Origin of the sequence: Tissierella creatinophila DSM 6911, from assembly GCF_001940565.1 — a bacterium.
Lineage (GTDB): Bacteria > Bacillota > Clostridia > Tissierellales > Tissierellaceae > Tissierella_A > Tissierella_A creatinophila.
The window spans coordinates 11,994-32,623 of sequence record NZ_LTDM01000018.1; the positions used below are offsets into that span (position 1 = coordinate 11,994).

Consider the following 20,630-nt stretch of genomic DNA (forward strand, 5'->3'; position numbering starts at 1 on the left):
AAAGAAAGACTTATTCTCTAGGGATGAAAATAAGTCTTTCTTTATTTAGTTTCACATCAACTCTATCACCTTTGTCTATCTCTATTGAGTCTGACAGGATGCTTTCTAACTTTAAGCCCTTATCATTAACGAGTTTAATTAAATAATTATCTCCCTGATATACTTTTTCTATAACTTTAAATTCGCCATTACTAGACTTACTTACTTCTACTGCTAAAGGTCTTATAAGGCACTTATACTTTCCATGATATTTATCTATATCAAAGTTAAACAAAGTACTAGTAAATTTATTATCCATTATTTCGCCATCAATATAGATTCCTTTTGAAAAATAATCTGCAACTATAGTGTTTACTGGATTTTTAAATATTACTTCTGGAGTACTATATTGTATTATATTTCCGTTATTCATAAAAGCAATTCTCTCTGACATAGTAAGAGCTTCTTCTTGATCATGGGTAACTAATATTGTAGTTATTTTATACTCCCTTTGTAAATCTAACACCAATTCTCTCATCTCTTTTCTTAAATTGATATCAAGACTTGAGAAGGGCTCATCTAATAGGAGCACTGAAGGATTGGCTGCTAGGGCTCTTGCTAGAGCAACTCTTTGCATTTGCCCACCAGATATCTTTTCAATCCCTCTACCTTCATAACCTTCTAATTTAACTTTTTTAAGTAGTTCTAGTGCTTTTTCTTTACGTTTAACCCTATTAACTCCCATCATCTTTAGGGGAAAACTTATATTTTCTAATACTGTCATATTTGGAAATAATCTAAAGTCTTGAAAAACTATAACAGTCTTTCTTTTATGAGTAGGTATTTTATTTGCTACTTTTCCATTTAAAATTATAGAGCCTTCATTTTGATAGATTATTCCAGCTATTGTCTTTAACAAAGTGCTTTTACCACATCCTGAAGCACCAAGTAAAGATATAAATTCTCCATCATTGACCTTTAAATTTATTGACTTTAATATATCCTTTTTAGATAGTGTCACAGATATATTTTTTAATTCTAATTCCAATTATATCTCTTCCTTTCTAGTTTTAAACGATAATCCTTTAAAAACTCTATCTATTAGTACAAAGATTAAAAGAGTAGAAACTATAAATATTAGTCCATAAGCTGAACTTAGAGTGCGATCTCCCTTTGCAATAAAGGGTACCATAAGGACACTAAAAGTCTTAACATTTCCTCCGCCTATTAGTAGTGTGATAAAATACTGACTAAAGGAAATTATATAAGCCATACTAATGCTCGACATTAATCCTGGGATAAGGAGGGGAAGCGTAATAAATCTAAATGACTTTAAAGGTGAGGCACCTAATACATAAGCTTGTAATTCCATTTCTTTTCCAATGGAATCTGTCAAATCCTTCATTATATTTATTGAATAAGGTAGAGTATATATCAGATGCACTATTATAACACCAAGAAGCGTATCAGATAGTGACATCTTTATAAAGACAATATGAATACCCATAGCAAACACTGTTCCAGGCACTAGTATTGGTGCTATACTTAAAAGATCTATTACTCTTTTTCCCACAAAATCATAAAGTACTAAAGCTCTAGCAGTCATAGTGCCAACTATTGCTGATAAAACTGCCACAGTTAGTGAGAGAAATATACTTGAAAATAATGTTGAAAATGCATTGGCATGGGGAGAGAGAACTTCTTTAATACTCCTAAAAGAATAGACTTCAGGTAGAAGTTTTGGCCAAGGCCATCTACTTGCAAAAGTCCAAAGAATAAGAATTAAAACAGGCACCAGTATAATAAATAGAGTAATATATAATAAAAACTTTAATAGGCTATGCGAATTAATACTTTTCATTTATTTCACCTTTAATCCTTTTCTTTTTAGTAACAAGATAATATACGAAAGCCATAATCCAGGTTATAAGTAAGATTAAACCATTTAGAGCCATTGCATAGGGTCTGTGTCTTAGATCTGGATGAATGTATTGAATATGAGCTTGTACTGGTAAAGCCTTTGGAAGGGTTGCACCTATCAAGAAAGGTAGATCGTAAGCTCCAAAAGAAAATGTTAAAATAATTAAAAAAGCCTTTCTAATGGCGGGCATACTTAAAGGTAGGGTTATATAAAAGAAAGATTTTAACTTTGATGCTCCTAGGTTTTCTGAAGCTTCGCCTAGTGTCTTATTGACGCTATTCATTAAAGACAAGCTAAAGTATGCAACAAATGGCACTTCCTTCCAAACATATCCTAATATAATTCCAAAGTTGTTTTTAGAATATAATAGTAGCGGAAACTCTCCTTGAGAGCTTATCCATCCCAGTTTATAAAAAGCTCTTGCCATAAGACCATTTTGAGACAATATGCTTATTAAAAACAAAGCTACTATTGTATATGGCACTAGTATGGCAAGTTTAATTACCTGTATAACTCTTCCCTCAGTATGATTAGTATATACTAGAGCAGCTGTAAGTATTGTTCCAAGTATTATAGCTAAAATGGAAGAGACTATAGATATCTGTAAACTTAGCTTTAGTGAATCCAAAAATATGGGATTTTTAAGTATAGAGATATAGTAATCTAAAGTTATACTTTTAAGACCAAAAGCTGGTATATATCCAAGACTTTGAACTATTCCATTTACTACTCCAAATATAAAAAGAACACCCAGGAGTACTATGGGAATTATAAGTATATAGGGTGTTTTTTTATTCATAATCTATCTCCTAACAATTTTTAAAATATTATTTACCAACTACTTCCTCAATCCAAATCTCTTCAATTATTGGAACAATATTAGCTGGCATCTCTGGTAGACGCTTACTCAAAAGCTCATCTTGAGGTAAAACTCCTTGTCCTATTTTAATGCTATCGAATCTTTTCTTTTCTTCATCATTTAATTTATCATAAGAAACTACAGCTAGTTCTTTTAACTCCTCAAACTGAGTTGTTTGAACTTTAGCAGAAATTATTTCATTGATAGCCACTATTGCAGCAGCTTTATTAGATGAATTTTTAGCTATAGCTATATAGTTAGTGTTTCCAACTGTACCTTTATCAAATAAAAATGTTCTTACAGTATCTTTATATACTCCTTTTTCAATTTCTGTAGCTACTGAATAAGGACTATAGCTCATAGTCATCACTAATTCACCATCTCCAAACATATTTTTAACTTCACCTGAAGTTGCAGGGAAGGTCTTTCCCTCATTCCATAGATATTTATTTAACTCTCTTAAGTACTCTAAAGCAGGTTCTATTTTCTCTTTAACTATTTTCTTATCTGCTTTCATATCTAAAAACTGTTCATGGCCAACTATATCGTATATAAGTGTTCTTATAAAAGCACTTCCAGTAAAATCAGGTGGTGCAGCATAAGTTACCTTTCCTTTATTTTCTTTACAATACTTCATAAGTTCTTTAGCATTCTTTGGAGTTTCTTTAGTAACTGAGCTATCATTTATAAATACAAGCTGTGCTTTACTATAGGGAGCTTCATATCCATCTATTGAAAAGCCAAAGTCACTATTAACTTCCTCATCCTCATTATCTATGTACTTTTCAAAATTAGGTAGTTGTTCTAAAAATGGACCAAATAAGAGATCATTTTCTTTAGCAGAATAAAAGTTTTCTCCATTTATCCATATCATATCTATTGAACCTTTTTTTAATCCGGCCTGTTTTTCTCCTGATAACTTAGCTAATATATCATCAATATCCATTCCCACAACATCTAAAGTAATATCATACTCTTTCTTTAAGATAGGTGCTACAGTTTTATTTAACCATTTATTTCTATCTTCATCTCCACCCCAGCCATAAAAACTAACAGTTTCGCCCTTAGCTTCTTTAAGTATCTCTTTAAAATCTCTATTTGCATTAAATGCTTCACTTGAAGCATTTGCGTCCATTTCCCTATCCTTATTACTACAGCCTACAATCAATATTAAGACTATAAAAGTTGTTAAAAATAGTGTTATTATTCTTTTGTTCACTTGGTTTCTCCCCTTAATTTTAATACTTTAATTCAATAAATATTATAACATATTTATGATAAATAATCGTGTATAATAGTTATCTTAAATAGATAATTAGCAATATATATATTATAATATATATATTAATTATAATAGGAGGGAAGAGAATAATGAAATTTTCAATAGAAGGGGATTATCCAATACTTAGATGCAAACTAAATAGTGGTGAAACAATTAAGACAACAGCAGGAGCCATGTCATGGATGACTGAAGATATTGAGGTAGAACTAACAACTGGTGGAGGCGTGATGAAGGGGATTTCTAGAATGTTTGCTGGTGAGAGTTTGTTTTTAAGCTATTATACTGCAACAAGAAGTGATCAAGAAATAACATTTGCTTCATCACTCCCAGGAACTATAATGAATATTAAAATGCAAGGGCAAGCTTTAATTGCTCAAAAATCTGCTTATCTTGCATCAGAAAAGACAGTAAAATTAGAGAGTATATTTACCAAAAGATTTGCATCTGGTCTATTAGGTGGAGAAGGTTTTATACTCCAAAAGATATCAGGACATGGAGAATTATTCTTAGAGGCTGATGGATCTTTAACTGAATATCAATTAAATCATGGAGAGAGTTTATTAGTAGATCAAGGTCATGTATTTTTATTTGAGGAATCTGTATCTTATGAAATAAAAACTATAAAGGGTATGAAAAACGTCTTGTTTGGTGGAGAAGGATTATTCCTTGTAAAGTTAACAGGTCCAGGCAAGATAATTCTTCAGTCAATGCCAATATCAAATTTAGCTACAAAGATAATACCTTTTATTCCATCTCAAGGATAGGATGATATAAAAAACCATTATAATAGTAATGAGGATATGCCTATTATTTAAATTAAGAGAAAGACCCTTAAAAATCGGATTTAATTTCTAAGGGTCTTTTGTTTAATTGAAAAACTAACAAATGGGTATAATAATTAAAAAATATAAAGTAAAAGGGGACTCTTTATGGAAGATAAAAAAAGTATTAAATATTGGAGTATGTCTTCTGATAAAGTATTAGAAGAACTTAATCTGACTACAGATGGACTCTCATCAGAAGATGCTAAATTGCGGTTACAAAAGTATGGCGAGAACTCAATTAAGGATAAGAAAAAAACATCTGGTTTGATATTATTTTTAAGCCAATTTAAAAACCCAATTATAATCATTTTGATTATCGCAACTTTAATTTCCGCAGCCACAGGGGAATGGATTGATGCATTAATTATTTTAGCAATAGTTTTGGGCAGTGCCATATTGAGTTTTTTTCAGGAATACAGTGCAAGTAACGCAATAGAAAAACTTAGAGCGAAGGTACAGGCTAAAACTATAGTTTTACGTGATGGAAAGCTCATAGAGATACCTTCAATAAAAGTTGTTCCTGGTGATATCATAAAACTTTCGGCAGGAAGTCTAATTCCAGCAGATGGACTTATTTTAGAAAGTCTTGACTTTTTTGTAAATCAGTCTGTTTTAACAGGAGAGTCACTTCCATCTGAAAAAGAATCAGGTATAGTTGCCAAAGATGCAAGTATGGAAGAACGTATAAATTGCGTTTTTATGGGGACCAATGTCCACAGTGGAAGTGCAACAGTTATGGTAATTGAAACTGGGTCAGATACTGAGTTTGGAGAAATTGCTAAAAAACTTACATTAAGACCACCTGAAACTGATTTTGAAAGTGGTGTACGTCACTTTGGATATTTATTGACTAAAATCATGCTCATTCTCACTTTGACTGTTTTTGCAATAAATGTAATTTTCAAAAGACCTCCTATTGATTCGCTTCTTTTTTCGGTCGCTCTTGCAGTTGGAATAACACCACAATTATTACCTGCTATAATAAGTATTACTCTTTCAATGGGATCTCGTAGTATGGCTAAAGCTGGAGTTATAGTTCGAAGATTGAATGCTATTGAAAACTTTGGGAGTATGGATGTATTGTGTACTGATAAAACTGGTACTTTGACTGAAGGTACCATTCGATTAGATGGTGCTATGGATTTTGAAGGACAGTCTTCTGATGATGTTTTTAGATTAGCTTATATAAATGCAAAACTACAGATTGGTATGACTAATTCACTTGATCAGACTATTATAGATGCAAAAGATATAGATATTAGTAATGTAAAAAAACAAGGAGAGATTGCCTTCGATTTTACTCGTAAAAGGCTTAGTGTAATCGTTCAAGATGATAATAAAACTAAGATGATTGTAAAGGGTGCATTTAGTAGTGTTCTAGATATATGTAATAGCGTTCAAACTAGAGAAACTCAAAAGTCCATAGATGATACCACATTAGCTAAAATACAAAAAAGCTATGCAGATTGGAGTAATCAAGGTATTAGAGTTCTTGGGATTGCAGAGAAGATTATCACGTTAAAGGAAAAATATGTGGTAGAAGATGAAAAAGATATGGTATTTATGGGTTTTTTACTTTTATTTGACCATCCCAAAGCAGATGTTTCCAAAACCATAGTTGAACTTGAAAATAAAGGTGTTAGCTTGAGAATCATTACTGGAGACAATAGACTTGTTGCTACTCATACTGCCCAATCTGTCGGACTTAAAGTAAGTGGTATACTTACAGGGTCAGAACTTATGAAACTTAGTGATGAGGCATTGTTAAATAAGATTGAAACTACTAATCTATTTGCAGAGGTAGACCCTAATCAGAAAGAACGTATAATAATGACATTAAAAAAGAGGGGTCATGTGGTAGGTTATATGGGTGATGGTATCAATGATGTACCTGCATTATATGCCTCAGATGTTAGCATTTCAGTTGACAATGCCGTTGATGTTGCAAAAGAATCAGCAGACTTTGTATTGATGGAAAACAGCTTAAAGGTTCTTAATAACGGAATTCAACTTGGACGCACAACTTTTTCTAATACCCTTAAATATATACTTGTCACCACAAGTGCGAATTTTGGTAATATGTTTAGTATGGCGGGAGCATCGTTATTTTTACCATTTTTGCCTTTATTACCTAAGCAAATTCTGATGATCAACTTTTTAACAGATTTTCCAGCGATAAATATTGCTAGAGATTCTGTGGACTCTGAGATATTGGAAAAACCTCGCAGGTGGGATATTGGTTTTATTAAAAGATTTATGATTACATTTGGTTTAATTAGTTCTGTATTTGACTATCTAACATTTACAATCTTATTTGTAGGTTTTAAAGCACAACATGGTATATTTCAAAGTAGCTGGTTTGTTTTCTCGATTTTAACAGAACTATTGATACTTTTAATAATGCGAACACAGAAGCCATTTTATAAAAGTAAACCTGCACCAATTTTGATATATTCTGTAGCTATAGTAGGAGCTATTACTTTGATACTCCCATATGTGAGACCAATAAATAAAATTCTAGACATTGAGCCTATAAGACCATTGATACTTATTGCCCTATTTGGAATTATTGTAATGTATATAATAACTACAGAAACTGCAAAACATTATTTTTATAAATCTAAATGGAGGGATAATAATGTCAATAGAAAAAACAAAAGAATACTTTAAAAGATGGAATATGGAAGATAGAATACTAGAATTTGATGTTTCAAGTGCAACTGTAGCTTTAGCTGCAGAGGCAATAGGATGTGAACCTAAGAGGATAGCGAAGTCATTATCATTTATGGTAGAAAAAAAGGCTGTTTTAATAGTAGTTGCAGGAGATGCAAAAATTGACAATCCAAAATATAAAGCACAATTTAGTACAAAGGCGAAGATGCTCAAGCCTGATGAGGTCTTAGAATTAATAGGATATGAGATTGGGGGAGTATGCCCTTTTGGAATTAATGAAGGGGTAGATGTTTATCTTGATGAATCACTTAAAAGATTTGATAGTGTATATCCTGCATGTGGAAGTAGTAATAGTGCAATTGAACTTACAATTGAAGAACTTGAAATGTATTCTAATTATACTTCGTGGATTGATGTATGTAAAGGATGGGAATAGAAAAGAGCTCATTTTACCGATTTTAACGTGTGGTTGCTACAATTATTATAATTATTGCAATAATCAGACAGTAATGATACTATGAATAGAAAGAATGTTATATTAATTCATTTTATTTTATTCTATTAATATGATAGTAAGAGAAACAATTAAATTCCTAGTGCAATTATAAAAAAGCTTACATCAGATTGAATTTTTTAGCGTACCTGATGAACCACTGTAAATTATACAGGAGCTATGTAATTGTAAATTTATAGGGTAAATTACTTTTATAATAGGAGGTAATCTGATGAATTATGTATTTATATCACCTGATTTCCCATCTAATTTCAAGTATTTTGCTTTGAGATTAGCCCAGCAAGGAATTTGTGTCCTAGGTTTAGGATCTGAGAATTATGATTTTTTGGAACCGGAGCTTAAAGGAGCTTTGACAGAGTACTATCGTGTTGAAGATATGGAAGATTATGATCAGGTTTTAAAGGCATGTGGATACTTTACTTTTAAATATGGGAAGATTGACCGTATAGAATCTCATAATGAGCACTGGCTATATCAGGATGCTTGTTTGAGAACAGATTTTAATGTATTTGGATTTAAAGAAAAAGATATGGGCAGTATAAAGTATAAATCTAAAATGAAGGAAGTTTTTAAAAAAGTAGGGGTTCCAGTTGCCCGTGGAAAAGTTACCCGAGATATAGATGAAGCAAAGAAGTTTATAGATGAGGTTGGATATCCAGTATGTGTAAAGCCAGATATTGGAGTAGGAGCAGCCAATACTTTTAAGTTAAACAATGATGAAGAACTAGATTGGTTCTTTAGTAATGAACTTGAAGTTGACTATATTATGGAAGAATTTATAGAAGGAGATATTCATACCTTTGATGGATTGGTTGATAGAAATGGTAAAATGGTTTTCATGAATTCCTTTATCTATGATAATGGTGTTATGGATATTGTAAATGATAATCTTGACATGTATTATTATAATCAAATAGAAATACCTGAAGATTTAAAGAAATATGGTCTAGACATAGTGAAAGCATTTGGGGTTAAAGAAGGTTTTTTTCATCTTGAATTCTTTAGAACTGAAGAAGGCAAACTAATAGCCTTAGAAGCTAACCTAAGACCGCCAGGTGGGCTTTCTATGGATTTGTTTAACTATTCAACTGATTCTGATTTATATCTTGCTTATGCACAATTAGTAAGTGGAGACACTTTAGAACTTCAAGAGAAGGCTCCATATTGTTGTGTTTATATTGGACGCAAAGATGATGAAGGAATAAAACATGTCAATTCTATTGAGGGTGCACTTATTAAATATAAAGATTTATTCGTATATAACGGGCCAATTGCTTCAATATTTTCAGCAGCCATTGGTAATTATGGAATAATATTAAGAGCTAATGATAGAGAAGCTTTAGAAGAGGCTATACAATTTATTAAGCTAAGAGAAATATCTTAGCTTCTAAGAAGAGTATATGAGGAGGCAATATATGCAAATAGATTATCATTCATTTTACAGTTCAAGATTAGGAAGAGAGATGGAGTTTAAGAGCTATGGATACGGTGGCAAGCCAATGATTGTATTCCCATCATCTGGAGGAAGATTTTATGAATATGAAGATTTTAAGATGATTGAAGCTTGCAAACCCTTTATTGAAAGTGGAAAGATTAGGGTATATACGGTAGATAGTATAGATAATGAAACTTGGCTTAATAAACAAAGATCTGCTTCAGATAGGGCTAAGCACCACAATGCGTATGATGCGTATATAACTGAAGAGTTAGTTCCATTTGTTCGTCATCACAACAACTACAACGGAGGTATGATTGCAACAGGTTGTAGCATGGGAGGCTTTCATAGTGCCAATTTCTATTTTAGACATCCTGATATATTTGATACAGTTATAGCTTTAAGTGGAATTTATGATGCTCGATTTTTTGTAGGAGAAAACTTGGATGATTTTGATGTATACATTAATTCACCTGTAGATTACCTAGCACAGCTTAGTGACGATTATTATTTAAATTCCTATAGGAATGGTAATATTATTATCTGTACAGGACAGGGTGCATGGGAGAAAGAGGCAGTTAGGGATACGGGATTACTAGAGAATGTTTTAAAGTCTAAAAATATTCCTGCATGGGTTGATTATTGGGGCGAAGATGTAAACCACGATTGGGATTGGTGGAGAATTCAAATGCCATATTTTTTATCTAAGCTACTAGAAAAAGATAAGCTTAGATAAAGATAAAATAGGAGGCTTAAAATGATATAGATAAAGGGAGTACATCCGATGTACTCCCTTTATCTATACTGTGACTGTAATAAAGTGAATAGTATTTCTTTAATAATCTAATACTTTTGATAAGAATTCCTTTGTTCTAGGATCTTGTGGGTTTTCAAATAAATCCACTGCTTTATTTTCTTCTACAATTCTTCCATCAGCCATAAATATGACTCTATCAGCCACTTGCTTTGCATAGGCCATCTCGTGCGTTACTACTATCATCGTCATACCTGATTTGGCTAATTCCTTCATTACATTTAAAACCTCTCCTATCATTTCTGGATCAAGAGCTGATGTAACTTCATCAAACAACATTATTTCAGGCTCCATAGCAAGAGCTCTAGCAATTGCTATTCTTTGCTTTTGGCCACCCGATAGAGAGGGAGGATAAGCATCTTTTTTCTCCAACAAATCCATAGTTTCTAATAATTCAATAGCTTTTTTTTCTGCTTCTTTTTTTGACAGTTTTCCTGTTAAAACTGGAGCTAAAGTTATATTTTCAAGAACAGTTTTATGAGGAAATAGATTGAAATGTTGAAACACCATTCCCACATTCTGTCTTATTTTATCAATTTCTTTGCCTGACTTAGCTATGTTTTGACCTTTAATATATATATCCCCAGAAGTTGGTTCTTCTAAGTAATTCATACATCTTATAAGTGTACTCTTCCCTGAACCAGAGGGACCTATAAGGCTTATAACTTCACCTTCGTTTATCTGCAAATTTATATCTTTTAATACATGTTTATCTCCAAAAAATTTATTTAAATTTTCTACTTTAATCATTTTGTGCTAGTCTCCTTTCAAATAATCCTATTAATCTTGATAATGTAAATGTAATTATAAAATAGGTTACGGCTACTATTATCAATGGATTAAATGGTTGAAAACTACTACTTTGAACTATTTTTGATGCATACATCAAATCTGCTACTCCAATTGTAGAAGCTATAGATGTTTCTTTTATTAAAGTAACAAATTCATTTCCAAGTGCCGGTAATATGTTTTTTATAGCCTGAGGTAATATTATGTGCCTCATAGTTTGTCCACTAGAGATACCTAAACTTCTACTAGCTTCTGTTTGTCCTTTGTCTATAGACTGTATACCAGATCTTATAATTTCTGCCACATAAGCAGCGCAGTTTAAAGAAAGAGCTATAAGTGCAGATAAAAATTTATCCATTTGCACACCTGTAACTACATAACTTCCAAAGAAAACTAATGCAATTTGTACTATTACAGGTGTTCCACGAACAATCTCAATATATGCAGTAGAGATAAAACTTAAAAATTTAGACTTAGATAGTCTTAAAATACTTAGTATTGCTCCGAGCGTACTTCCTATAACAAGAGAAAAAAGAGATAATAGCAAGGTTATTCTGATTCCCAATAAGTAATAAGATTTATATTGTACAAATAATTCAATAATATTCAAATTGTTCACTCCTAATTAATCTTGGGTTTTGACTACTTAATTTTAACTTAGATGCTTTAAGTTTTCTTATATTAACATAATATTTTATAGGTAAGCTTGAAAACATAAGTATAATTTAATGTTTAAATTTTCAAGCTTACCTAAAATTCACTTTGATAATAAATTATTTATAGTTATTTTATACTTTTAGTGCTAAGTTCAGTTGCTTCAACTAACCATTTATCTATTAGCCCTTTAGATTTTAGTTCTGCTAGTATTTCATTTAGTTTTTCTGTGAACTCATCATTTCCTTTTTTAACAGCTATAGAAACTCCGCCAGTTCCACTATCAATAATTAAATCTTCTACTATCATCAAGTCATCATTTACCTTTACAAAAGATTGGGCAACTGGTGTTTCCATAATTGTACAATCAACTTTTTTAGTCTTTAAGTTCATAATTATATCTGAATTTCTATCTAAACTTGTTACCTTAGCATCTTTTATCTTGTTTGCAATTTCTTCTTGAGTTGTACCTAGTTGTATAGCCATGCTTTTCCCTTCTAAATCTTTTTCAGTAGCAATCTTAGCTTTACCATCTTTAGGAACTATAACTGAAAGATTTGCTTCATAATAGATATCTGTAAAATTAGCTTTTTTAAGTCTCTCAGGATTCGGATTCATACCAGCGATTACCATATCTAACATTCCCGTTGAAAGTCCACCTAAAAGTTTATCAAACTCCATATCGCTTATCTCTAATTCTACACCTAGTTCATCTGCTACATATTTTGCAATTTCAACATCCAATCCAACAATTTCATCTTTACCGTTTACCAAAGTATGAAACTCAAAAGGTGGATATCCTGCACTTGTTCCAAATACAAGTTTCTTACTATCAATAATATCTTGTAGACTTTTACTTTCTGTTTTTACATTGCTTCCATTATTGCCTGCATTTTCCTTTGGTTCACTCTTTCCACAACCTGTTAAAACAATACTAAATAACATAATAGCTGCTAATAATAAACTAATTCTTTTTTTCATTTTTTTCCTCCTATAAATATTATTTTTTATACAAAAAAACTCGTCTCTTATATAAGAGACGAGTAGTATGCTCGTAATGATAATCTAGCTTATGTTAGTTATTTAAGATATAAATCAAATTAAATAACGCTTTTACTGCGTGATAAGACACTCAATATTAGGTTTTGTCTTGTTTATTTAAGCAACTATTTTCATTAAGATTTTCATCTCTTGTGTTTTACCTTCTCTAGCCCTATGTAAGATGTACTTATCAAAATTACTTTTTGCCTTATCAACGCTTTAAATCATCTTTTATATTGTATATAATGATAAAGGTATTTTGTTTGTTTGTCAAGTAATTTTTTTGTCATTATTTCAACTCATTTTTAAAATGCAAAGTATATATGCACTGATTTACTAGTATTAAAAAACTATATAAAGATGTTATAATAGAAATAGTTTTGTATTAAGAGTAAAATAATTAATAGAATGACTACAAGTTTGGGTATATAATACATTTAATAGATTTGGAGGTATCGTATAATGGAAAAGATTTATTTAACAGAAGATTTAAACTTAGAGGATAAGAAGGAGGCTATTGAAAAAAGCCTCATAATGGGCTTTTATTCAACCTCAGCACAGTTTCCAATTGCATCTAGAACTGAGGGGATAGAAGTTGGGGATGATTTAAAAGATTTACAAAAAAAAAATAAACCAATATCTAAAGAATGGCCAAAAGATTATGTATCCTCTACTAATGGAGCAGAGCCTATCCTTGATTTTGATTGGAGAAAAAAGAAAGGATTAGAATCTATATTTTATATGGGAATGTTTTTAGAAGATGAAAACTTTGATCAATTGCCAGATAAACTTAATTTCAAAATAAGAATTCCAAATGATTGTGATATTTCTATTTTAATAGCTGCATGTAATTTTGCTTTTAGATATGGGATGGAGACAACAGCTTTTGAAGGTTCAATTATAGCAGATGAAGATTGGAAAGGGAATCTGCTACTTTTAGAAGAAGAGGCAAGATGTGGAATGGAATTTATTGAAGATGGGATTAGAAAAATCGTTAGAGTATATGGCAGTGGAGAGGAAATCGAAAGATTCTCTGCGCTTATTTGCGAAACCTTTCCATTATTACCAGAGGGAAGAACTTGGAGAGATCAACTTCAAGAGATGACAGACAGTTTTGCAATGAAAAACTTAGATGGACAATTGTCATATCTAAAAACCTATCAAAATGAATTAAAGGGAAAAATTACTGCATATATAGATCCTAAGATAAAAGAATATCTAGATGAAATTGAGTCAACTTTCCCAGATGTGGAATTTAAAAATTATAAATCAAGAAAAAAAGTATATGAGAAAAACTATGATATTCCATGGGAAGTTGATAGTTTTAAAAACATCTTAATAGAAAAGATTTACAATAAACTCAAACCAGAAGATGAGGTAGAAATCTATGGCGCTCTTAGTGAAGAAATAGATGTTAGAAACTCTTTAACGACTAAAATAGAAACCGAACTTGAAAAGATAGGAGTTAAAGCTAAAAAGATACAAATAATATCTGCATATAAACAAGGCTTTTCATGGATTGAGGAAGTAGTACTACCACAATTAAAAGAAAAAGAAGTGCAAAATATTGAGATTGCCTTTAAACCATTTCTTCCAGAGGGTGAAACAGATTGGTTAGATGAAGACGGTAGAACTCCATCCTATAATAATTTAAAATCAGAAGATCCCAATAAATGGCTTGATATTCCAATTCGTTATCTACAAGAACTTTATCCAGTGGATGATGTTATAGCGAATAATCTTAAAATTAATAGAGATATGATTAAGTTTGTGAGCTATAAAGGTAAAAAAGATATAACTTATAAGGTGAGGGCATTTGACAATAAAGATGAAATGATACTTACATCTACTTATAAAGCTGCATATTCAGAAAGACCTTATTTAGATGATTATCCAGAGATGGGGAAGGTCCATCCATCAACAGGATTTATAAAAGTTATTGTAAATGGAAAGAAAGTACTAGATGAATATATAAAAACAGATCTTGAAAGAATTTGGGATATATATCAAAGTCAAGTACTGCCTGATTGTAAAGATTTCATAGAGATAAAAACAGGTGGGAGCATTGATTTAGAAGAACAACCATTTTTTTCTCAGTTGAGATTAGAAGTTGATGTTTCCGAGCCAGACTATAATCTTTCCTTTAGAGAAGATAGGATTTCATCATTGGATTCTTTGCATGAAGATATGTATTTTGTAGGAGCAGATTATTTTAATAATTATGGTATGGAAAAGAAGGGTGTTCTATTAGATGCACCAGGGCTTATTCTTCCAGTTATAAACAAAAAAATCGGCAAACCAAAATTTAGAGTAATCTTATATGATCAGTTAAAGAAAAGTCCTTGTATAAAAGCCCATAACAGGACTATTAAAAGTCAGTTAAAGAGAAATGAAATAGAATTATATATTAAAAGATTAAGTTACGAAGATGATAAAGTTACTGTGACTTTAAAGACAGATATTAAAGAAGAAAAATTAGTTAAAAGCTATATGGATCTTTTAGAACTAAGACTACTAAAAGTGAGTACAAAGTTTAGTGAAATAGATAGTTTAGAAGTAATTACCCACAATGAGATTTATAAGGCTAAAGTTGTAGAAACAGAAAAACTGGAGAAGAGTTTAAACATATCAGATATCGATTTAATGGAAAATACACTAATAGGATATGAACAATATTTAGAGATTATGGATCAGTTAAAGCATGTATCTGAAATAGATGTATATAAAATAGCTACATCTTATTTTGGAAGAGATATCTATGCAATTGAGATACTTCCAAAAGAAAAAGGTTATGTTTCAAAGACAAAACGCATCACAGAACTACCTTCAGAAATGATAAATTGTAGACATCATGCAAATGAGGTATCTAGTACAAATGCAGCTTTTATACTTTTAAAGAAGCTTTTGACAGATGAGAAATATAGATCTCTTCCAGATAAACTTAATCTTGTGATTGTTCCAATGGAAAATGTAGATGGAACATCAATACACTATGAACTTCAAAAGGATAATCCTAAGTGGAAACTACATGTTGCTAGATTTAATGGAGTTGGAAAAGAGTTTTACCATGAACATTTTAAGTTAGACACTATTCACACTGAAGCTATGGCACTTACACGATTATGGGAGAAGTGGCTACCAGATATAATAGTAGATAATCATGGAGTGCCAAGTCATGAATGGGAGCAACAGTTCTCGGGATATACTTCTCCTTCATATAAAGGTTTTTGGTTACCACGTTCTCTACTATATGGATATTTTTGGGTAGTTAACAATAAAGAGTATAAGGGTAATTATGATGTGAATAAAAAGATAGAAGATGTAGTTGCAAATGCCATTATGGAAGATAGTGAGATTACAAATTGGAATAAAGAGTGGAGCAGAGTATTTGAAAAATATGCTCATTCATGGATGCCAAAACTATTTCCAGCAGATTATTATAAAGATATGATCAATTATTGGATTTCCTTTGAATTTGACCCTTCACATAGGTATCCATCGATACGTTTCCCTTGGATTACAACTGTAGCCTATACAAGTGAAGTTGCAGATGAAACAGCCCATGGAGATTATTTAAACCTCTGTGCAAGGGCACATGTAGCTCATGATGAAGCTATAATTCAAATGCTTATGAATTCTACTTGCCTATTTGATAGTAAATGTGAAATAATAAAGGATGGTATTTCAATAAGGCGTATTAGGCATAGACCTTTATTGGTTTAATAAACTATTTTAACAAATAATGAAAAAAGGAGATGAATAGTTATGGAATTGATTAAATTATCAGGAATTATTATTGTTATTATTGGTTTTGCACTTAAGAAAGATTCAATTTTAATTATCTTATCTGCTGCGATAGTAACAGCACTTGTAGGAGGCCTTGGAGTTGTTGGACTTCTTGAGACGCTTGGAACTTCTTTTGTTGCTAATCGAAGTATGGCAATATTTATATTGATTATGCTCGTTACTGGAACATTGGAGAGAAATGGACTAAAGGAAGCAGCAGCAAACCTTATTGGTAAGGTTAAGAGGGCATCACCAGGTATGGTTATTGGACTCTATGGTATTATGAGAGGAATATTTGCTGCCTTTAATGTAAGCTTTGGAGGGGTTGCAGGATTTGTAAGGCCGATTATAATGCCTATGGCAACAGGTGCAGTTGAAGCTACAGGAAGAGATATAAATGAAGAACATTTAGAACAAATAAAAGGAATGTCTTCAGGGATGGAAAATATTTCATGGTTTTTTGGGCAAGTATTGTTTATAGGTGGAGCAGGAGGACTTTTGGTACAATCTACACTAGCTTCTCTTGGTTATAATGTAGAATTAATTGATTTAGTAAAGGTGGAAATCCCAATAGGTATTTTTGCTATCTTTATAACAATTGTATATTACTTTCTTAAAGATAAGAAACTTAGAAAAAAATATTATGGTGATGGGGTAGAAAGGGGGGAATAGTATGGGCTTTTTTACAGATCCAGAAATCTTAATAGGAGCTAAACTCTTAGAAGTTTTATATATGATCATAGGATTAGTTACAATTTATACTGGTGTTAAAAATGGAATGGATGAGAAAAATCCTTCAAGAACCGGAACGGCAATTTTTTGGTGTTCTCTAGGAATAGTGTTAGCATTTGGTAGATTGATTCCGCCAATTATCAATGGAATAATTATTATAATTATGACAATCCCTTCAATATTAAATAAAGTTAAAGTGGGTAAACAAAATGCTCCTACTCAAGAAGAGATGGAAAAGTCATACGATAAAATTGGAATGAAAATATTTATTCCAGCTTTAGCAATTGGAGTTTTTGCAATAATATTTGCTTTATTTACAGATATGGGTGCTTTAGTTGGTGTAGGGGCAGGGGTGTTTGCATCTATAGTTATACTGATGATTTTCTCGCCTAATAATAAGCCAGGAGTCTTTTTAAGAGATTCTGAAAGGCTACTATCTACAGTAGGACCTCTTAGCATGCTTCCAATGCTTTTAGCTAGCCTTGGTGCAATATTTACAGCAGCTGGAGTAGGAGAGGTAATAGCTTCTTTAGTTGGAAATATTATTCCTCAAGGAAATGTCAATATCGGCATTATTGTATATGCTCTTGGAATGATGCTTTTCAGTATGATAATGGGTAATGCATTTGCAGCTATCACTGTTATGACTGTAGGAATAGGTGCACCTTTTGTATTGGCATATGGAGCTAATCCCGTTGTAATTGGTATGGTTGGACTTACAGCAGGTTATTGTGGAACCTTGTGCACTCCTATGGCAGCAAACTTTAACATAGTACCAGTTGCAATGCTTGAGATGAAAGATAGAATGGGTGTTATTAAAAATCAAATAGTGCCAGCAGGAATCATAATGATATTTCAAATTGTCTATATGATTTTATTAAAATAAATACAATTATAAACAAAAGTTGATAAGGAGATAAAGTTTATGAAAATATTAGTAACAGGTTTTGATCCATTTGGAGGGGAAGAAGTAAATCCAGCTTATGAAGCCGTTAAACTTCTTCCAGATACAATACTAAATAGCGATATTATTAAGCTTGAAATTCCCACAGTATTTACAAAAAGTGCTCAGGTTGTAGAAGAAGCTATAAAAAAACATAGACCAGATGTTGTTCTAAATATAGGACAAGCAGGTGGACGTTCTAATATAAGCGTGGAAAAGGTTGCTATCAATCTTGGGGAAGCTAGGATTCCAGATAATGACGGTGAACAACCTATAGATGAAAAGTTACAAGAAGATGGAGAGACAGCATATTTTGCAACTATTCCAGTTAAATCAATGGTAAAAAATATAAGAAAGCATGGTATACCAGCTAATATTTCCTATACAGCGGGCACATATGTGTGCAATAGCATTATGTACAATGTACTTTATATGGCAGATAAAAAGTATAGTAATATCCGTGCAGGCTTTATCCATGTTCCATATGCTCTAGAGCAGGTAGTAGAAAAGCCAGATGGAACTGCATCTATGTCAATGTCAACAATTGCTAAAGGATTGGAGTATGCAATTGAAGCCATTATAGAGGATAATGAAGAAGAGGGAGAGGCTATGGGGACGATAATGTAACTTTAGACAAACTTTTACGAAGCTAGATGTTAGTAACTTAAACTTTGCAGTTGTAAAACAGCCTTTTAATGTTAATAAAAAAAATGACCTTTATTCAAAGATATATTTGCTGATAGAAATAGTATATCTTATTATAATAAAGGTCATTTTTCTAAAATTATGTGCCATAGGTTATTAGAAGGCTTAACTATGGTATTCCACGATTATTATATCATGTTCAGAATATACTTGTCCTAATTATTATAACCTATCTATCTTTTTAAGCATACAATAATCTCATGGATTTAAAAGTGGTTCTTTCCGACGTTAGTTGAAAATAATTACTATGTAATAGAAAATCTAAGTAAAATATATATTAATCAAGTAAGAATATTTTAAATTTCAACTTTAGTTGAAATTACTCAAGATAAGGTTGATAACATTTCCGTCTAATGTTTTTTACTAATCAATTAGACTCTATGTAATATTTTTGTAATATCTTTAGTTTATTGATTCTTAAATATCTATGTTGTCCCATTTCCATTTAGCAACAAATTCCTTGAATTTTTCTTCTGCAGGAGAAAGATATCTGTTATTACAATAGACCAAGCTAAAAGCCCTATTAAGATTTAAGTCCTCAACTTCATATTGCTTCAACCGGCCTGAAGCGACTTCACATTTTACTGAGACATCAGATGCAAAACTAATGCCAACATTTAGAGCCACCATTTTTTTTATGGCTTCCATGCTATAATTAATTGTCTGGGATCGAAATATGTTTAGATTGAGTTTTTTTTCTTTCAAAGCATTTTCAATAAGTTGCCTTGTCCCAGAACCTTCTTCCCTAAGCACAATTTCTTCTCCTATCAAACTCTGAATACTAATAGGATCAGTAGCAAATGTTTTTTCAGGAGAAGTGATCAGAACCAATTTGTCCTGAAAAAAATCTATATATTTAATTCCTTCATGAGAATACTTTGCTCCAATAAATCCGAAATTTGTCATCCCTGAAAGAATCCCTTCTATCACTTCCTTCGAATCTTTGTGTCGAATGGAGAAATGAACTTGTGGATAAACTTCCTTAAATGCCTTAATAATATGTGGGAGAAGATACTGCTCTGGTATAGTACTAGCACATATTTCCAGTACCCCTTCAATATTATTTTTATGTTGGCTAATTGCTATCTCAGCTTTATCACGAATATTAAGTATCTCTACTGCATATGGGAAAAATTTTACTCCACCTTTAGTTAAAGTGATATTTTTATTTCTATCAAACAATACCATTCCAAGTTCTCTTTCTAATTTTTGGATATTGCTAGTAATAGCTGGTTGCGATAAAAATAATACATCTGCTGCCTTAGAAAAACTATTTTCCCGAGCAACAGCAACAAAACATTCCACTTGTTTAAACTCCATTTATTATGCCTCCTTAAGCTCTAATAGTTACAAAAGTTTAGATTTGATTTTAACAATTATACTATTTGTTTTTTTAATAGTTAAGGCTTTACATATAAATTTTATCTATTACTAATAAAGCCCATATAATGATATTATTTAATCATACTAGCATTATACTACATTTAATAGTAGATAGTTACAGAATGTAGTTTTAAAAATTATCTGTGGTTATCCGTAGGATGAAGTAGTAAAGTAGGAGGTATTAAAATGGCAAGAACAAAAGAAGAATTATTGAAATTATTATCAGATTATGTATATGAAATGGAAGATGAGGAAATAGGAGAAATTGCACAGGAATATGTAGATGCAGGCTATGA

General features: G+C 31.5%; 17 protein-coding genes. 9 read left to right on the plus strand and 8 right to left on the minus strand.

The genetic code is table 11. The annotated features are described in order from the left end of the window. Nucleotides 1-10: 10 nt before the first annotated feature. From TICRE_RS06220 to TICRE_RS06235, 4 genes are read right to left on the minus strand one after another with little or no spacing between them, the layout of a single operon-like run. Nucleotides 11-1,027, minus strand: a complete 1,017-nt coding sequence (locus TICRE_RS06220) for an ABC transporter ATP-binding protein (RefSeq protein ID WP_075726209.1) — start codon at nt 1,025-1,027, stop codon at nt 11-13. Further along, entirely contained in the window at nt 1,028-1,840 is an 813-nt protein-coding gene (locus TICRE_RS06225) for an ABC transporter permease (RefSeq protein ID WP_075726211.1), read from the minus strand. Then, complete coding sequence (locus TICRE_RS06230; RefSeq protein WP_075726213.1) at nt 1,827-2,699, minus strand: ABC transporter permease; 873 nt, start codon at nt 2,697-2,699, stop codon at nt 1,827-1,829. The genes TICRE_RS06225 and TICRE_RS06230 overlap by 14 nt, the downstream gene beginning before the upstream one ends. A 28-nt stretch (nt 2,700-2,727) precedes the next feature. Then, on the minus strand, nt 2,728-3,978 hold the full coding sequence (locus tag TICRE_RS06235; protein ID WP_075726215.1) for an ABC transporter substrate-binding protein: 1,251 nt from the start codon (nt 3,976-3,978) through the stop codon (nt 2,728-2,730). A gap of 152 nt (nt 3,979-4,130) precedes the next feature. Here TICRE_RS06235 and TICRE_RS06240 point away from each other — a divergent pair, with 152 nt between their 5' ends. From TICRE_RS06240 to TICRE_RS06260, 5 genes are all read left to right on the plus strand, one after another. Continuing rightward, a complete protein-coding gene (locus TICRE_RS06240; RefSeq protein ID WP_075726217.1) occupies nt 4,131-4,805 on the plus strand; it encodes a TIGR00266 family protein in 675 nt (224 codons plus the stop codon). Nucleotides 4,806-4,970: 165 nt separating this feature from the next. After that, entirely contained in the window at nt 4,971-7,535 is a 2,565-nt protein-coding gene (mgtA, locus tag TICRE_RS06245) for a magnesium-translocating P-type ATPase (protein ID WP_075726219.1), read from the plus strand. Then, nucleotides 7,504-7,974: a YbaK/EbsC family protein gene (locus TICRE_RS06250; RefSeq protein ID WP_075726221.1), complete on the plus strand. Its 471-nt coding sequence runs from the start codon at nt 7,504-7,506 to the stop codon at nt 7,972-7,974. Before mgtA ends, TICRE_RS06250 begins: the two co-directional genes overlap by 32 nt. A gap of 289 nt (nt 7,975-8,263) precedes the next feature. Next, the gene (locus TICRE_RS06255; protein WP_075726223.1) at nt 8,264-9,436 is read left to right on the plus strand and encodes an ATP-grasp domain-containing protein; all 1,173 of its coding nucleotides are present in this window, start codon (nt 8,264-8,266) and stop codon (nt 9,434-9,436) included. 31 nt (nt 9,437-9,467) lie between these two features. After that, complete coding sequence (locus tag TICRE_RS06260; protein WP_075726225.1) at nt 9,468-10,223, plus strand: esterase family protein; 756 nt, start codon at nt 9,468-9,470, stop codon at nt 10,221-10,223. A gap of 99 nt (nt 10,224-10,322) precedes the next feature. On the opposite strand, the gene TICRE_RS06265 is transcribed toward TICRE_RS06260, so the two are convergent. From TICRE_RS06265 to TICRE_RS06275, 3 genes are all read right to left on the minus strand, one after another. Further along, a complete protein-coding gene (locus TICRE_RS06265; RefSeq protein ID WP_075726227.1) occupies nt 10,323-11,051 on the minus strand; it encodes an amino acid ABC transporter ATP-binding protein in 729 nt (242 codons plus the stop codon). After that, a complete protein-coding gene (locus tag TICRE_RS06270) occupies nt 11,044-11,709 on the minus strand; it encodes an amino acid ABC transporter permease (protein ID WP_084191876.1) in 666 nt (221 codons plus the stop codon). The genes TICRE_RS06265 and TICRE_RS06270 overlap by 8 nt, the downstream gene beginning before the upstream one ends. A 164-nt stretch (nt 11,710-11,873) precedes the next feature. Beyond that, nucleotides 11,874-12,725 carry a transporter substrate-binding domain-containing protein gene (locus TICRE_RS06275; RefSeq protein WP_075726231.1) on the minus strand — a complete coding sequence of 284 codons (852 nt, stop codon included), beginning with the start codon at nt 12,723-12,725 and terminating at the stop codon, nt 11,874-11,876. Nucleotides 12,726-13,247: 522 nt separating this feature from the next. Between TICRE_RS06275 and TICRE_RS06280 the strand changes: the two genes are divergently transcribed. From TICRE_RS06280 to pcp, 4 genes are read left to right on the plus strand one after another with little or no spacing between them, the layout of a single operon-like run. Beyond that, nucleotides 13,248-16,508 (plus strand): M14 family metallopeptidase, encoded by a 3,261-nt coding sequence (locus TICRE_RS06280; protein WP_075726233.1) that lies wholly within the window; start codon nt 13,248-13,250, stop codon nt 16,506-16,508. Nucleotides 16,509-16,550: 42 nt separating this feature from the next. Next, nucleotides 16,551-17,243, plus strand: a complete 693-nt coding sequence (locus TICRE_RS06285) for a DUF969 domain-containing protein (RefSeq protein WP_075726235.1) — start codon at nt 16,551-16,553, stop codon at nt 17,241-17,243. Between the two features lies 1 nt (nt 17,244). Continuing rightward, on the plus strand, nt 17,245-18,189 hold the full coding sequence (locus TICRE_RS06290; protein ID WP_075726237.1) for a DUF979 domain-containing protein: 945 nt from the start codon (nt 17,245-17,247) through the stop codon (nt 18,187-18,189). Nucleotides 18,190-18,228: 39 nt separating this feature from the next. Continuing rightward, nucleotides 18,229-18,873, plus strand: coding sequence for a pyroglutamyl-peptidase I (gene pcp, locus TICRE_RS06295; protein ID WP_075726239.1), 645 nt, complete (start codon nt 18,229-18,231; stop codon nt 18,871-18,873). Nucleotides 18,874-19,368: 495 nt separating this feature from the next. Here pcp and TICRE_RS06300 read toward each other — a convergent pair whose 3' ends face one another. Beyond that, nucleotides 19,369-20,271 carry a selenium metabolism-associated LysR family transcriptional regulator gene (locus tag TICRE_RS06300; RefSeq protein ID WP_075726241.1) on the minus strand — a complete coding sequence of 301 codons (903 nt, stop codon included), beginning with the start codon at nt 20,269-20,271 and terminating at the stop codon, nt 19,369-19,371. Nucleotides 20,272-20,630 lie beyond the last annotated feature (359 nt).